This window comes from Paenibacillus sp. BT-177 (genome assembly GCF_025846815.2).
In the GTDB taxonomy this organism is placed as follows: domain Bacteria; phylum Bacillota; class Bacilli; order Paenibacillales; family Paenibacillaceae; genus Paenibacillus; species Paenibacillus polymyxa_C.
Genome location: NZ_JAOYTP010000003.1, coordinates 445,733 through 462,030 on the forward strand (window position 1 = coordinate 445,733; position 16,298 = coordinate 462,030).

10 protein-coding genes are annotated in these 16,298 nt (G+C 46.6%); 4 read left to right on the plus strand and 6 right to left on the minus strand.

Annotated elements, in window-relative coordinates; translation table 11 throughout:
• Positions 1-21: 21 nt before the first annotated feature.
• Both OIU26_RS12450 and OIU26_RS12455 read left to right on the plus strand, forming a co-directional pair.
• On the plus strand, positions 22-1,554 hold the full coding sequence (locus tag OIU26_RS12450) for an MFS transporter (protein WP_064962769.1): 1,533 nt from the start codon (positions 22-24) through the stop codon (positions 1,552-1,554).
• 49 nt (positions 1,555-1,603) lie between these two features.
• Positions 1,604-2,731 carry a glycoside hydrolase family 88/105 protein gene (locus tag OIU26_RS12455; RefSeq protein ID WP_013373705.1) on the plus strand — a complete coding sequence of 376 codons (1,128 nt, stop codon included), beginning with the start codon at positions 1,604-1,606 and terminating at the stop codon, positions 2,729-2,731.
• Positions 2,732-2,805: 74 nt separating this feature from the next.
• Here OIU26_RS12455 and OIU26_RS12460 read toward each other — a convergent pair whose 3' ends face one another.
• The 4 genes from OIU26_RS12460 to OIU26_RS12475 form a co-directional block, all read right to left on the minus strand.
• Positions 2,806-3,753 (minus strand): polysaccharide deacetylase family protein, encoded by a 948-nt coding sequence (locus OIU26_RS12460; RefSeq protein WP_264217004.1) that lies wholly within the window; start codon positions 3,751-3,753, stop codon positions 2,806-2,808.
• A 202-nt stretch (positions 3,754-3,955) separates the two neighbouring features.
• Positions 3,956-6,007 carry an acyltransferase family protein gene (locus OIU26_RS12465; protein WP_264217005.1) on the minus strand — a complete coding sequence of 684 codons (2,052 nt, stop codon included), beginning with the start codon at positions 6,005-6,007 and terminating at the stop codon, positions 3,956-3,958.
• Positions 6,008-6,173: 166 nt separating this feature from the next.
• Positions 6,174-7,523, minus strand: a complete 1,350-nt coding sequence (locus OIU26_RS12470; protein ID WP_058831001.1) for a sodium-dependent transporter — start codon at positions 7,521-7,523, stop codon at positions 6,174-6,176.
• Positions 7,524-7,685: 162 nt separating this feature from the next.
• The gene (locus OIU26_RS12475; RefSeq protein ID WP_264217006.1) at positions 7,686-10,238 is read right to left on the minus strand and encodes a DUF2339 domain-containing protein; all 2,553 of its coding nucleotides are present in this window, start codon (positions 10,236-10,238) and stop codon (positions 7,686-7,688) included.
• Positions 10,239-10,817: 579 nt separating this feature from the next.
• On the opposite strand from OIU26_RS12475, the gene serS reads away from it, so the two are divergent.
• Positions 10,818-12,107: a serine--tRNA ligase gene (serS, locus tag OIU26_RS12480; protein WP_264217007.1), complete on the plus strand. Its 1,290-nt coding sequence runs from the start codon at positions 10,818-10,820 to the stop codon at positions 12,105-12,107.
• A gap of 108 nt (positions 12,108-12,215) precedes the next feature.
• Here serS and hmpA read toward each other — a convergent pair whose 3' ends face one another.
• Entirely contained in the window at positions 12,216-13,445 is a 1,230-nt protein-coding gene (hmpA, locus tag OIU26_RS12485) for an NO-inducible flavohemoprotein (protein WP_165079894.1), read from the minus strand.
• Between the two features lie 388 nt (positions 13,446-13,833).
• Here hmpA and OIU26_RS12490 point away from each other — a divergent pair, with 388 nt between their 5' ends.
• Positions 13,834-15,375, plus strand: coding sequence for a family 43 glycosylhydrolase (locus tag OIU26_RS12490; protein WP_264217008.1), 1,542 nt, complete (start codon positions 13,834-13,836; stop codon positions 15,373-15,375).
• Between the two features lie 94 nt (positions 15,376-15,469).
• Here OIU26_RS12490 and OIU26_RS12495 read toward each other — a convergent pair whose 3' ends face one another.
• Complete coding sequence (locus OIU26_RS12495; RefSeq protein WP_013373714.1) at positions 15,470-16,180, minus strand: GntR family transcriptional regulator; 711 nt, start codon at positions 16,178-16,180, stop codon at positions 15,470-15,472.
• Positions 16,181-16,298 lie beyond the last annotated feature (118 nt).

The following is a 16,298-nucleotide window of genomic DNA, read 5'->3' on the forward strand; positions in this document are numbered from 1 at the left end:
AAAATATGAGGTGAACAGATCATGGAACGAAAAATCACACTGAAACATACACTTGCCTATGGAAGCGGTAACATGCTGGGAAGTGGCGCACTTGCTATTAGCGGTGCATGGTTAATGTACTTTTATACAACCTTTTGCGGACTGTCTCCTGTTCAGGCCGCAGCCATTTTCTCTGTTGCCAGCATCATAGATGCGGTCAGCAATCCGATCATGGGCTTTATCAGCGATAACTTTCACCGAACCCGCTTAGGCCGTAAATTCGGCAGACGCCGTTTTTTCATCATGATGGGTATCCCGCTGATGCTCGTGTATCCGATGCTTTGGATAGATGGGCTGGGCTTCTGGTATTACCTGAGTACGTACGTGCTGTTTGAACTGGTGTACACCTCTGTCATGGTGCCGTATGAAGCACTAGCGTCTGAGATGACCCGAGACTTCGGCGCACGCTCCAGATTGACTGGATGGAAGGCCATGTTTGGTAAAATCGCCAATTTTGCTGCCGCTTTTATCCCTGGTCGCTTTATTGCTGCTTACGGCAAAGACTCTCCATTACCTTTCTTGTATACCGGTCTCGTTTTTGCAGCAATTCTGCTGATTGCCATGGCTTTCTTGTACAAAAACTCCTGGGAACGTCCAAGTGAAGAACTGCAAAAGGAACTGGAAGGTGAAGCTCCGCTTTCCTTTATAGATTCCATGAAAAAGTTGTTTATCGACATTTCCTCCACTTTTCGGGTCAAGACGTTCCGTCATCATCTCGGCATGTACCTGGGCGGATTTTCAGCCGAGTGGCTGTTTACTTCAGCTTTTACGTACTTTATTGTCTTCTCCTTGTTCCAAAGCTCGGAGATGGTATCCAATCTGAACAGCTTTAACTCTGTCATTCAATTAATTTCTACCTATTTCTTCATCCAATTCTGTGTGCGTAAAGGGTTCCGTATGCCTTTCATCGCCGCACTCGTCGTCGTTTGCTTTAGCGTAGCAGGTTATGGCCTGCTCTATATGACGGGAGCCTCTAATACAATGATGTGGCTATATGTCATCACACTGTTCATGGGACTTGGTACGGGTGGCGTCTACTACATTCCTTGGAATCAATACACATTCCTTGCCGATGTGGATGAAGCGTTGACTGGTCGTCGCCGGGAAGGTATTTATGCGGGTATGATGACTTTTGCCGGAAAAATGGTGCGGGCCGTTGTCGTTTTCATTCTCGGCTGGGTGTTACAGCACTTTGGCTTTGTATCCGGAGCTGAAAGTCAGCCAGTCTCTGCTCAGCACGCTATCTTTTATGTACTCGTGGTGGGTACGATTGTTCTCGCGATCATCGGGATGATTGCTTCTGTTGTAATGAAGCTGGATATTGACAGCCACAAGAAGCTAATCGCCGAGATTGACCGCCTCAAAAACGGCGGCTCGATGAAATCAGCCAAGCCAGAGGCTCGCAAAGTGTTCGAACAGCTGACAGGCTTCAGCTACGAGCGGTGCTGGGGCAACAACAATGTGGGCTTCAAGAGCAGACCCGTTGACCCTAAGACACACACTCCGTCTATGTAATCAGCAATAACAATTACAGATTAAACTTTACTGAAGAGGTGACTGTATCATGGCAAATTCAACTTCGCAACCAACAACCAATCCTACAAAAACAGAATCCTGGGCTGTACGTATGAGCGAATCCGTGCTTAAACGGAGTCCAGAACGTTATGAGAAATGGGAATATGACCATGGCGTGATTTACAGAGGTCTGGAATGGGTTGGCGAACTGACAGGTGATCCCAAGTATATGGAATATATAAAAAAACATATGGATCACTTTGTTGACGAAAATGGCGTGATTCAGCGCTATAAAGTAGATGAATACAATATTGACCACGTAAATAACGGTAAGCTGCTCTTCACTCTGTATCGTGCCACAGGAGATGAACGCTATAAAAAGGCAGCCTTCCAATTACGCAGTCAGTTGGAAAAACATCCACGCACAAGCGAAGGCGCATTCTGGCATAAACAAATTTATCCGTATCAAATTTGGCTTGACGGCTTGTACATGGGTGCCCCGTTCTATGCTGAGTTTATTCGCGAATTCGGAGATCCATCAGAGTTTGATGATGTGACCCTGCAATTCAAGCTATGCTACAAGCATACGCGTGATCCTGAAACAGGTCTGCTCTATCACGCTTGGGATGAGAAGCTGGAGCAGCCTTGGTGCAACCCGGAAACAGGCTGTTCCAAAAATTTCTGGGGCCGCTCAATGGGCTGGTTTGTCATGGCACTCGTCGACGTGCTGGACTACATCCCAGAAGATCATGCAGATCGTCCCGTCTTGATCGATATGCTGAACGAAACACTGGAGGCCTTGCTGAAAGTGCGTGATAAGGAAAGCGGCGTCTTTTATCAGGTGCTCAACCTGGGCCATGTGAAAGGCAACTATCTGGAAGCATCTGCTTCCTGCATGATTCTATATGCTATTGCCAAAGGTGTTCGCAAAGGCTATCTGCCAGAGCATTATCGTCAAGAGGCGGAAATCATCCGTAAAGGTATTATTGATGAGTTTATCACGATTACTGAAGAAGGACTTGTGAATCTGAACAAAACAGTACAAGTAAGCGGTCTGGGTGGTAAAGATCGCCGGGATGGTACCTTCGCTTACTATATCAGTGAGCCGATTATAACTAACGATCCCAAAGGTATTGGCGCTTTCATTCAGGCGATGGGAGAAGCGGAGCGCATCTAAACGATGCGGACTATATACTCTTAGATAGCACAAAGGACGGTGGCGATCAGCCCCGTCCTTTTCTCATATATATCTTACTTCATAACCTTAAATTCATATCCCTGTTTCTTCAGATATTCTATAATTTGCGGCAATGCTTTGGCCGTTTCTTCTTTACCATAGGTGTCATGCATGAGTATGATTGCTTTTTCTCGACCTTTGACTGACCTTATAAACTGGTTGATTAGTGCCGGTGCTTTCTTGGATCTTCCCTCTGCATCCTTCGTTAATACATTCCAGTCCACCTGATGGTAATCCTTTTGACGCAAAACCTTATCCAGAGCAGCCATTCCCTGTGGATTTCTTCTGTTCCATGTCATGTGGCCCCCAGGGAAGCGGATCATTCTGGTGGAGAATTCTGGCCCCAGAATACTTTTTAGAACCTGATTGTTCTTCTCGATCTCCTGCATAACATGATCCGTATTTACTCGTCTGTTCGGATATAAATATTTATAATTATGTGAGTACGTATGGTTTCCTATCGCGTGACCCTCTTTGACAATTCTTTTGATAAGGTTCCTGGTATGCTCATTTTCATTGGCTTCTTTACCTACAATAAAAAAGGTTGCCTTGACCTTCTGCTTTTTCAGAATATCTAATATCTGAGGTGTGACCGTCACGGACGGACCATCATCAAAGGATAAGTAGGCCACTTTTTTACCATCAGCTCCATCGGGCATTTGCCCTAGCATTTGCTGATTTAAATATTTTTCGACAAAGGCACCGTCTTCTACATCGGGATCATTTTTTGGAGAGGCCGCTTTACCCTTTGCCCCTGCGCTGGCTTTAACATTTGATGAGCCGGAATCCGTTTTTTTAGCAAGCTCCTGGGTCGGCGCGTGTGGCTTGCTATCCGAAACCTTTATCGCAATAAAAGTAATACAGCCTGCCACAAATAATATAATAGCAATCAGTATCAGCCTTCTTCTGTTCCTCTTCAAGCGGTGCTCACTTGTTCTACTATGTGAATAACCCTTTTCCATTAGATTATGTACCTCCACACTAAAATAAGAAAAACCACCGGAGCAGGGTGAAAGGGCACCTTACAACGAACATTGCAAAACTCTGAGGTTTAGCCAATGAAAGTTTAAGGGTGCACTTCAACCAGGGGACGGACAACCTACTTCCCGGTGGTTTCTTATCTTGCATTTGCATAATTTATGAATATCATTGCGGTTCTGCTCATTAAGATTGCTTCGTTAGGGCCTCAGCCAGCAAAGATGCATAGGCTTTAGCGCCTTTAGGTTTTAAATGTACTCCATCATGCTCAAAATATGAGTCTTTACCAGAACTTGCTGCATACCAGTCAATCATTGTAATTCGCGGATCTTGGGATGCAGCTTCGGCAAGATGCTTGTTCACAATGCTCTCCCAGGGCCGTGGTACACGGGTATTCACAAGTATAATACGCTTCGTATCCTTCAGGCTGGCGAGCAGATCAGATAACTGGTCCTTGGTAAAAGCGCCGTTCGTACCCAGTTCAATAATCACCGTCTTACCCAGCTGTCCGTTCTGTCTCAGTTGCTCCAGTACAGCAGGGGCTTCCGTCATTTGACGGCCGATCCGTCCATCCACAACGGCCCCCGGGAAGTATTCCTGAATGTACGACTGTACATCGAGCATGACAGAGTCTCCAATGGCGGTCACGCTCGAACCATCGCCTGTCATAGACTTAGCCTGTTTGGATGTAGTCGAAGGTTCCGTCGTCGTAACGCCATCCGCAGTACCAGCCTTGACTGTCGTGTTTTTAGGCGTCTGGGCTTGGGACGGAGCTTTACTGTCCTGGACTCCTTGTGACTTGATGGCTGTAGGCTCCTTGGAAGCTACGGACACCGTTCCGTGAAGCGGCGGCATCGCCTTTGCCTTTGCAATTGGCTTCTCATCACTAGATGCTGCCTGCAACGTTGCGTCAGGAGATACCACGTACAGGTGAACTGTACCCACACCAATACCTATACAAAGCATTGCTGTTGCGGTTGTAGAGACCCATCTCCACCGTACCTGTCGGCGAACCGTTGAACGAATTCCTGCAATCCAGTGCCGGAATCCATCGTGCCGAATCGGTTCCTCGACATATTTAAACGAGAGAGACGCCAGCAGTATGGTAGCTAGCAATTGTATAACGATACGCATCACATGCACACCATCGGTGTCCACCTGAGGTGTAGTTAGCGTGATAACTGGAAAATGCCATAGATACAGTCCGTAGGAACGGGCGCCTATCCAGCGTAGCGGCTTGCGTCCAAGCAGGCGACCGAGATGGCTCACTGGGTGTGCCAACGCTGCGACCACAATAGCAGTGACCACAGCAATCCCCAGCAAGCCGCCGCGGTACAGAGATGGATCATATTCATTCGAGGCCCACGCCCAGTGGCATAGCAACAGCAAGCTGATTGCACCGACGCCATCGAGAAGCAAGCGCGCCTTCGCAGAAGCATGCTCTTTCAGCTTGCCGCTTGGCCATACCAAGGCCAGCGCCGCACCAATCAGTAGAGCGAAGCCGCGTGTATCCGTGCCATAATATACCCGGCTCGGATCGCTTCCCGGTACGTAAATCACGGCCATGAGGAGCGCGGATATTAACGCCAGACAAATCACCCATCCGGCCAGTACAATACGCTTGGGCATGTACTTTAGTCCAAGCGCCAGCAGTAAAGGCCACAGGATATAAAACTGCTCCTCCACCGCAAGCGACCACAGATGCCCAAGCGGAGAAGGAGGGCCGAAACTTTCAAAATACGAAACCTGATGAAAAATAAACCACCAATTGCTCATATACACCAATGCGGCAGGTACATCTCCGCGCAAGGCCGTAAGCCGTGACGGATCGAAAAGCAACGAGCACAGGACAATGGCAGCCACAACCGTCAGCATGGCAGGCAGCAACCTTCTGGCACGACGCACCCAGAAATCTTTCATTTTAAAACTATGATATGTATCCCACTGACTGACTAGAATATCTGTAATCAGATACCCCGACAAAGTAAAAAAGACGCCTACACCCAACAAACCACCCGGCAACCAATCCGGATTCAGATGATACACAATGACTGCGATGACCGCCAGTGCTCTTAATCCATCCAAACCTGGCATATAACGACGTTGTGACGACAACCGATTAGACTTCATTTCAGCCGCCGTCCTTCTTGCAAATTCGAACTCTCTGTCTGTTTCAATGCTCTTCTGCCCTTTCCCTCTCCTGCACATCGTCTGTGCGGTGCCCTGTAGCCTTTTCATTCATTATATAAAACTTCATAATCGTAATGATTTCATTGAAGTTAAAATTAATGACAATGTTTTTATTATATCATTCCTTTCCACAGTTAGGTAACTGCTGATAGATATACAAAAAAAGGCATCTCTTCCCTTAGGAAGAAAATACCTTTTTTTAAATTCGTATCTATTAAAATTTGATGATCCCTGAAGTATGAAGGAATACCAACAACATCAGGATCGGTGCAACATAGCGAAGGCCGAACAACCATACACGGAACCAGATAGGCTTGAGATTGGCATGCTCGCCAGCAGTTTTCCAGTAGTACCCTGTGAATATAACAATCAGTAAGCCACCAAGTGGCAAGAAGATGTTGGACGCTGTGAAGTCAACAAAGTCAAAGAAGGATTTGTCGCCCACCTTTAACTCTGGAACCAACCCCATAGACAATGCAGAAGGGACACCCAGCAACAGACACAGGATCGATACGATGACAACCGAGCGAACCCGGCCCCAACGGAACCGCTCCATAACATAAGCTACGGGTACCTCCAGCAGGGATACCATAGAGCCTAATGCTGCAACCGCCAGCAATACGAAGAACAAACCGCCGAAGAAAGCTCCGAAAGGCATGGCGGAGAATGCAGCCGGTAAAGCAATAAAGACCAAAGAAGGTCCTTGGGCAGGGTTAATGCCAAAGGAAAAGGTTGTAGGGAAAATGATCATACCTGCGATAAACGCATAAATTAAATCCCCACCACCAACTGCCAGCATGGCTCCACCCAGCGATTGTCGACGATCCACATAAGCACCATAAGTGACCATGATCCCCATCCCCAGTGAGAGGGAGAAGAAGGCATGTCCCAAAGCAACCAATGCAGACTCTATACTTAACTTAGAAAAATCAGGATTCAAAAAGAAGGATACACCCGCACCAGAACCTGGCAACATGAGAGCGTTAATCATCAGCACGAGCAACAGGATGACCTTAGCAGGAATCAAAATTTTATTAAACTTTTCAATTCCGTTCGATACCCCAAGGGTAACCACAACTGCTGTAAATGCAAAAACAATTAACAACCACACCAACGGTGCATAACCGGAGGAAAATGAAGCAAACTGACCCGCAAAATCATTATTCGAAAACAGACTTCCGCTAAATGCCTCTACAGCATAATGCAGTGTCCATCCTCCTACAATGGCATAGAACGACAAAATAACAAACGGCACGATAACAAACATAATGCTCATCTTGCCCCAAATTGGATGTCCGCCTACTTTCACCATTGCAGAAGCAGCACTTCCTCGACCTGCACGGCCAAGCGCAAGCTCTGCTAAAAGCACAGGCAAACCAACAAGCAACAAGCAGACAATAAACAACAAGAAAAATGCAGCTCCGCCATATTGTCCGGTAATATACGGAAATTTCCAGATGTTACCTAGTCCTGCCGCACTCCCGATCGCTGCCAAAATGAATCCAGCCGACGAGAAGCGTTCATTCTTATCAGACAGGTTATTCTGCCCCTTGCCCAAATTCATGGTATCCCCCTCATTCTCTCTACTTACGCATAAACTTGAGCATGCGTACATAAATAATTTTTTCTCATTATAGCGTAAGTAGGATGTAAGGTCATGCATAATTTTTCACTATTACCGGATTTATTTTCATAATGTTCAGTATCTACACAATACAACAAAAAACTACATTTTTTCTTCAGTATCCTTCTTAATAATGGTCTCTCCCATACGATTGGATACTTTTTGGTAAATATACGAAATGGCCAGTAATACAACTCCAAAAGAGAAATAGGCTACAATAGTGCTTCCTGACGTTAACAGATGTAGATCGTACAAAAGCAGCTTACCTGTCGATAGCAGGGTCAAACCCAATCCAAATCGGCGGATGTAGACCACTCGTTTGAGGAAGCCGTATACAATATACAAAATAGCCAGCAGCAGATACACCAGACTGAACACAAGACCTGCGTCTCCCAGACGGAACTGAACTCCGAGAAAGGCGGTAATGATACCCAACAAATATACTCCCATAATGACCGGATACAGCTCATTACTTCTATACTGTCGAGTCATCAGCGCGTTTAGGAAGTCCCTGCTGCTGAAGAATACCAGTACATTAAAGGCTGCCAGTACAATTAACGCCACGTAATCAGCAGCCGTATTCTGCGCGTAATCCTCATGCAAGGTTGGAATCGCTACGGTAACCACCAATGCCAGAGCGTAGCCTATGACGTACAATGTCAAGCTATAGTATTTAATCACCCGATCGTACAACAGCCTCACTTTAGGCAGGAAATAAGCTAACACCAGGGATACGCAGGTGAACAACAATACCTTGTACAAGGTGTAATGTGCAAACTCATCGGATACGACGATGTTATACCAATGACCAGCTTCATACAAAAGATAGAGGTACACGTTCACCAAAGCTACATATTTAAATCCTTGCATGATATGCATTTCGTACAAACGATTGTTTTTGAAAGCATTCGGACGGCTAAATTCAATCGCATAGAAGACAGTAACGATCAACATTCCCAATGTAATGAGCGTATATTTGAGCCCAAAATAATCCGTCTCAAAGCCTGATAACAGATATATAGGGAAATCGATGAAAAAGAATGCGCCCAGACACAGTCCTAGAATGCCCCAACCTGCACGCTCTAATTCCTTCAAGCGATAGCGATGTCCATATAATGTGAGGAGCACTGCCTCGATTAACCAGCCCATGGACAACCATCTGACTCCAAACTGGAACGGAATCATGAGAATGGCAAAGGTCAATGATGTCGCATAAAATAGTATTTTGGTTTGTTTCTCCTCTGGAATATATCGACGAACCCATTGGCCCAAGCCCCCATACACCAAGCAAAAGACGAGTGCCAGCAATCCTTTGTAATCATCCAGGCCTGCATCACCGAACAGAGAATACAGAACGGAACAGCTCACGACTGTATTCAGAGCCAACAGGGAGAAATCCAGCCATGATAGTTTTGTTTTGAATCGGAACGGCACCCACAGTGTCATCCCGAGATACATTGCAAATGTAATGATTGCATACAGCATGCTGGCTATGGTGCTGTCTGATAACCACGTGAGTACAACCATTAATGGGGTATTGAGTAGAAAGCTGATATATTGCACGATGACCCACCGTTTGCGGAAGGATACGAGCAGGATCAACAGGTTCAGCAGGAATAGATAACCCATCGCAATATACACGGCGTTTCCTTCCAACCCGTTTGCAGCCATATAGGAAAACAACGGGAGATATCCTCCTACTAAACCGAAGGAACATATCGTTCGAGACTCATATCTTAATGACAACAGCACAGCGGTCACTGTAACTAGAACGGACAAGCCTATGCCTGTATACATTCCTATGATTTCTAGCAAAAAGTAGCTATAAAATATGGACCCGTACAGTACAGAAATACCGCCGCCCAAAATACCGAGCGCAAAGGTCTGCTTCTGCTTGCGATACAACCACTCGCCGCCGCCCAGCATTAGCGCTCCTAGCAAAAAGAAGGCAACGCCCTTCATATTTCCTGTAAACCAGTTTGAGTATGAGTATTTAAAAGCGGCTCCCACACCCAAGATAATAAGCAAAATTCCTAGCTTGTTAATCCAGTTCAATCCCAGCATCATTTCAAACTGATTCTGCTTCATACGCTTCTGCATCGTTTCTTCGCTGATCTCTTCTTCCCCGAGTTGATGGAGCTCGTGTGCCGTCTGATGAAGCAATTTGCGCTCTGCCTCCTGAAACCGCCTGCGTTGCTCCATGATCCGGTCACGAATCTCCTCTGAGAATAGTCTCAGTCTAGCGACGATCTCATCCTGATCCTCTTTAAGCTCATGAGTGGTTTGCTGAATAAGCTGGTCCACCCGGTTTTTAGCCCCATACTCAATGGATGTCAGCCGATTTTCCCCTTCTGCGTTTCTGGAAGCAAAATAGGTCTCCAGCTTTTCCCGCGAAATGCGAATCATATTCGCCTTTTCGCTCAGCATTTGCTCTGTCAGCGCAGTACGCAGCTTACCATTTTCCTGCTCAATATGTCGTACCCGCTCTTCCAAATGAATGCAGCGAGCCTGATAATCCTCGAACTTTTTTCGCAGCACCCCATTCTCCAGAATGATATCTGAAGCTTCGTAATCTGCAATTAATGTTTGATACTCCTTGAGCAGCTTATTCTGTTCTTGGCGGATCGTATGTAAACGATCTTTAAAATCCTCCATGTTCTCCTCCATCGCTGTTCGTTTTGGTAATCAATACATTTTACATGAAATTAAAATAGCATTATAGAGACTATAGCCCATTTTGGACGCTGAATCGAGGCTATTACTTAAATATTCTTCCAGTTTCATCATCGCAGATGAAGTAGAATGGATATACATAAGAAATAAAGCCTACCTTTCCTCTTCGCAAACATGAAATCCGAATTATTTACACTGTGTATGTATTTTTTTTGGAAAGATCATGTTGAAAAAGGGAAGTAATCCAATGTACAGACTCACGCCCTTGATTAACTTGCCAAAAATCCGTATACTAACAAAAAAGCAAACGACATTATGCCTATGAAGAGCATCCAACTCGGAGGCGTTTACGCCAAGGATTATACGTTAGTGTACGATATGGCGATATGTTCCTAAGTAAACCGGACCCGCCCGTTAAAGCGGAGCAAAGTGGATTGGAGAGTCATGACATCAGTCATGCTGTCCGGTCAATTTGGGTGGCACCGCGAGATCAAAGCGCTCCTCGTCCCATGTGGATGAGGGCGCTTTTTGTATTTTTATCCGAAGAAGGAGTGCGGTGTCATGTTGGATATCAAATGGATCAGAGAGCATCAAGAGCAAGTTCAGAGAGCAGCGGACGACAAAGGAATACAGGTATCGGTCACAGAGCTGTTAACCCTGGATGATCGGAGAAAGCAGTTGCTTCAGGAAGTAGAACAGCTTCGTCAGACACGCAATCAGTGCAGTCAGGATATTGGGGCACTGATTCATGCCGGAAAGAATGAACAGGCGGAACGGGCTAAGCGGCAGGTTAAAGAAATTAACGGACGACTAGATCTTCTGGAAGTTCCGCAACAGGAAGTAGAGGAACAGTTTCAACAGCTTTTGCTTCTGATGCCTAATATCGTATCGCCAAATACGCCATGGGGAAGAACGGATGAAGATAATGTAGAATTGGAGCGGGTCGGGACGATACCTGACTTTGGATTTGAACCCAAGGATCACATGACGCTCGGCCAGCTTCACAACCTGATCGACGTGCCTCGCGGTGTCAAAACAGCCGGTACCCGTAACTACTATCTGACGGGGGCTGGGGTGGCGTTGCACCGGGCTGTGCAGCAGCTTGCTGTTGATCTGCTAAGCGAACGAGGATTTCAGCTGCTGGACGTTCCATTAATGGTACGCTCCGAGGCAATGCGCAGCACTGGCTTTTTCCCGCTTGGATTGGATCAGACGTACCGTATCGCAGGGGAGGATCAATGGCTTGTAGGCACCTCGGAAGTTCCGCTGGTCTCGTATTACAGCGGAGAAATTGTGGACGTTACAGACCCGATTCGGCTGGCGGCGGTATCCGTATGCTTCCGCAACGAGGTCGGCTCGGCCGGAAGGGACGTTCAGGGACTGTATCGTGTGCACCAGTTTGCCAAGGTGGAGCAGGTCATCATCTGTGAGGCGAGCTTGGACGCTTCAGAGCAGATGTTTCAGGAAATTACGCGTAATGCGGAAGATCTGCTTCAACTGTTGGAGCTGCCTTACCGCAAGATGGCTGTCTGTACAGGCGATATGTCGCAAAAAACCTACAAGCAGGTGGACATTGAGACATGGATGCCTAGTCGACAGGCTTACGGCGAAACACACTCGTCGTCCCAGCTGCTTGATTTTCAGGCGCGTCGTTCCAACATCCGGTACCGTAACGCGGACGGCAAGCTTCAATATTGTTACACACTCAACAATACAGCGGTCGCTTCGCCTCGGATCTTGATCCCGCTGCTAGAGCATCACCAACAAGAGGACGGTTCGATCCGCATTCCAGAAGCTTTACGCCAGTATATGCCGCAGCATATGGATTTTTTGCGTGTGCCCACGTCATGAAAATATGGGCACACTCTGAAGAAGCGTAGAGACAAATGAGTAGGATTTCCTCACAGTAATAAACACAAAAAAGACGAAGGACAACGATCCTTCGTCTTTTTTAATGTCTCACTGCGCTTCTGCTTCCCATGCACTGGCAGGACCAAAAAATTCATAGTGGATATCCGATGCAGGGATATTCCACTCCTTCAACAGGCCGTATACCGATTGCATGAATCCCACAGGGCCGCAAAAGTAATATTGGGCATTACGTTCCGGTATTACGGATTGCAGCCAAGCCAGATCCAAACGTCCTTCCTTGTGAAAAGCCTGGGCTAGACGATCCTGCTCGGTTGGTCTGCTGTAGCACCACCGAACGTCCGCCTGTGCATGTGTGGCGACCAACTTTTCCACCTCATTACGCAGAGCATGGTTATCTCCGTTGACCGCTGCGTGGACAAAGGTGACGGGCCGACCTGGAGTAGACTTCACCAAGGAAGCCAACATACTGACCATCGGGGTTAGCCCGACTCCACCGCTAATCAATACAACAGGTCTGCGATCTGTCTGATCCAGCGTAAAATCACCCGCAGGTGCAGACACCCGCAGCACATCGCCCTCCTGCACCTGCTCATGCAGATACACAGATACTTTACCCGCTGGGCGAGACCCGACGGCGTCCTCGCGTTTTACGGATATCCGGTAGTAAGGTTGCCCCGGTGCATCGGAAAGGCTATACTGACGGATGTGGGTGTTATGTTCACCCGGGATCTGCATCTGCAGACTGATATATTGCCCAGGCTCGAATGCAGGCAGCACCTGTCCATCCTGCGGCACCAGATAAAAGGACGTAATCTGGTCGCTTTCCTTAACCTTTTTCTGCACAACAAAGTTCTTAAAGTCTGACCAGCCTCCCTGCTGCTGTTCAGCGTTCTTGTACATTTCAGCTTCCACATCTATAAATACATTCGCAATCACACCATAGGCTTCGGCCCATGCGTTGATGATCTCATCTGTTGCTGCATCCCCTAGCACGTCCTTGATCGCAGCGAGCAGATATTTCCCGACGATAGGATAATGCTCTGGCTTAATCCCCAAACTACGATGCTTATGTGCAATCTGACGTACCACCGGAAGAATTTCCTCCAGACGGTCAATGTGCTGTGCGGCCGCATATACAGCATTGGCCAGCGCACCTTGTTGCCGTCCTTGCTTTTGATTCGCGTGATTAAATATATTGAGAAGCTCGGGATGGGCCTCGAACATCATCTGATAAAAACGCTTGGTGATTGTAGTTCCGTGTACCTCCAAAACAGGTACAGTCGATTTGATCGTTGCAATGGTTTGCTCACTTAACATCGTAGTATCCCTCTTCTCTCCAAAATAAGATGAACAATAGTTGTTATTAACATACTTTCCTTTTGTTAATCCTAATTTAAAGCAAGTATACCCACATAAAGCAATCGTTTATGTGATTCCAGTCACTTTAAATTTGAAATAATTCATGAATGTGTCAATGACAAAGCGCACAATCACAAACAATTCTGATTTAACTGACGAGCTTCCCTATACACCTATTTCGTATGTAATGATCAAATTTGTTCTTTCTTCTAACAGCAGTTTACCATTCTAAAGACTTCAATTTATTCCACTTGTAAACGCTTCCAGTTAAGATAAAATCAAAGATGAGGTGCCGGACAAGCCCTTCTGGCCCATCCTATCCGTGTTAAAGGAGGCAGATGATATCGTGAAGTGGATCAACAACAGCAAATCGTTAGCCGCATGGATTTGTATTATACTCGCAGTGGTCAGTGCAGGTCTTCAACCTGATGCGGTACATGCCAATACAGCAGGCGTTACGCAAGCAACCTATGGGAGCGAGATAAACCCATCGCTGAATGGTATAGACGCCGCTAATGCAGGACTGTCCTTAAGTGCAACTGCAAGCACAGCCATTACGAACGGAACAGATTGGAAAGACACCGCAGGTAACCCGATTCAGGCAAACAGCGGTAATATCCTAAAAGTAGGGTCCACTTATTATTGGTACGGCGAGCATGCTGAGAACTGGAAATTTGAAAAAGTGAACGTGTACACCTCAACCGATTTAAAAAATTGGTCCTTCCGCAGTAGTATTCTCACCAAAGATTCCGCCCCTGAGTTGAATTCGAGCAAAATTGAGCGTCCCAAAGTCATTTACAACAAATCCACCGGAAAATATGTACTATGGGCACATTATGAAAATGGCACAGACTACTCACTCGGTCGCGTAGCTGTTGCCACCAGCGATACACCCGACGGGAATTTCACCTACCAAGGCAGCTTCCGCCCGCTGAATTATGAGTCTCGTGATATGACGGTATTTACGGATACTGACGGTAGCGGCTACCTCATTACAGCTTCCCGTAAAAATGGCGGCGCCAACGACACGATGGCAATCTTCAAGCTGACGGCCGATTATACAGGCGTGCAGTCGTTCGTTGGCTGGATTTTTGAGAATGGCTATCGTGAAGCCCCCGCTGTTGTGAAAAAGAATAACACCTACTACCTGTTTACCTCACAGGCATCCGGCTGGTATCCGAATCAGGGTGCTTATGCAACCGCCAGCTCCATGACTGGAAGCTGGTCTGCTTTGTCGCCTTTCGGAGATCCGGCGGCTTATGGCTCACAAATCCACTCCATCGCCACAATTACAGGCAGCGCTGGAACCAGCTACATCTATATGGGCGACCGCTGGAACCCGCTCAATCTGAGCGATCACAAATTCATCTGGTTGCCACTGACCTTGAATGACTCCAATAAAACGGCTACTCTGAACTGGTACAGTAGTTGGGATTTGGATGCTGCCACAGGCACAGTCATCCTGCCTTCTCTTGTGAATCACGCGCAAGGCAAAACAGCAACTGCCAGCTCAGTCGCCTCCGCTTCTCCGGCTTCACTGGCGAACGATGGCAACCCTCAAACTTCATGGAAGGCTACATCTGCATCCTGGCCTGCATGGTGGCAGGTCGATTTGGGCAGTACCAAGACGATTAGCGAAGTGAATATTTCATGGTTTATGTACAAAGGATCTGAGGCATATTACAAGTATAAAATCGAATATAGTACGGATGGTGTTCATTATTCCACCATTGACCGCACGAGCAATACCGCATATGGCTTTACCAGTGACAAAGTTAATTTCCAAGCCCGTTACGTGCGCATTAATCTTGTAAATGCAGTGTTATTTAATAATCCAAACAACTGGTACACCCCAACGGTGCATGAAGTCAGGTTGCTTGGTCATTAACTTGCTTCATTAAAAAAGAACAGGCAGGAGAATCCTATATTAGATAGGCTTCTTCTGCCATGTTTGCTTTACCACCTGTTTCGTACTCATTCGCTCAACGTATCCGATTTACTGTGGTAAACACAAATTTATCATACCGATGCCGTGAGAATGAGTATTCAAACGGTATACCCGTATCCAGATAACCTACCTGCTCAATTTCTAAAACCGGATCATCCGCACCACAATCCAAATGTTCCCAATCTAGCTCGGTCGACTTGGACGCACGGATGGTACGATGTGAACTGACAATATTAAGGCCCAGCTCCTCCTTAATATGTTTGTACACTGAGCCGTGCAACACCTGCTCGGTAATACCGCTGATCAGCTTGGTAGGCATGTATGTGCGCTCTATCACATACGGCTCTCCTTCTACAATACGCAGACGGACTACATGATACACAGGAGAATTGGCATCAATAAATAGATGCGCCGCTACCTCTTCAGATGGAAATTGAACGTCAAAGGCTATGATTTTACTTTTGATTTCTTTCCCGCGCAGTACGTTGGTCAGCCCCAGCATTTCATTCACAACGACATTAACCGGGCCATTGTAGACCGATTTGACGATAAAGGTTCCGTGTCCTCTTTTACGATTCAACAGCCCTTCCGACACCAACGTATCCAATGCCCTCTTAATCGTCATCCGACTTACCCGGAACTCACTGGCCAGTGAAATTTCATCGGGGATCGGATCATCACTGCTATAGGTCTTATCTATAATACGCTTCTTGACCTCTTGTGCAATCCGTTGGTATTTATTCATCTGTCTACCACCTGTACTAAAATTTGTTTTATGTCAGCATTTTACCAAAAACATCGGTAGCGCTGGTTCTTTTGGTTCTGCAGGCGGGGACATCGAGGTATTATGGTATAAGTAAGTA

Bases quoted from the DNA above. Each gene is read 5' to 3' on its own strand.
- OIU26_RS12460 (WP_264217004.1), bottom strand. From the start codon at position 3,753: ATGGAAAAGGGTTATTCACATAGTAGAACAAGTGAGCACCGCTTGAAG.
- OIU26_RS12470 (WP_058831001.1), bottom strand. From the start codon at position 7,523: ATGAATTTGGGCAAGGGGCAGAATAACCTGTCTGATAAGAATGAACGC.
- OIU26_RS12495 (WP_013373714.1), bottom strand. From the start codon at position 16,180: ATGAATAAATACCAACGGATTGCACAAGAGGTCAAGAAGCGTATTATA.
- OIU26_RS12465 (WP_264217005.1), bottom strand. From the start codon at position 6,007: ATGAAAAGGCTACAGGGCACCGCACAGACGATGTGCAGGAGAGGGAAA.
- serS (WP_264217007.1), top strand. From the start codon at position 10,818: ATGTTGGATATCAAATGGATCAGAGAGCATCAAGAGCAAGTTCAGAGA.
- OIU26_RS12455 (WP_013373705.1), top strand. From the start codon at position 1,604: ATGGCAAATTCAACTTCGCAACCAACAACCAATCCTACAAAAACAGAA.
- hmpA (WP_165079894.1), bottom strand. From the start codon at position 13,445: ATGTTAAGTGAGCAAACCATTGCAACGATCAAATCGACTGTACCTGTT.
- OIU26_RS12450 (WP_064962769.1), top strand. From the start codon at position 22: ATGGAACGAAAAATCACACTGAAACATACACTTGCCTATGGAAGCGGT.
- OIU26_RS12475 (WP_264217006.1), bottom strand. From the start codon at position 10,238: ATGGAGGATTTTAAAGATCGTTTACATACGATCCGCCAAGAACAGAAT.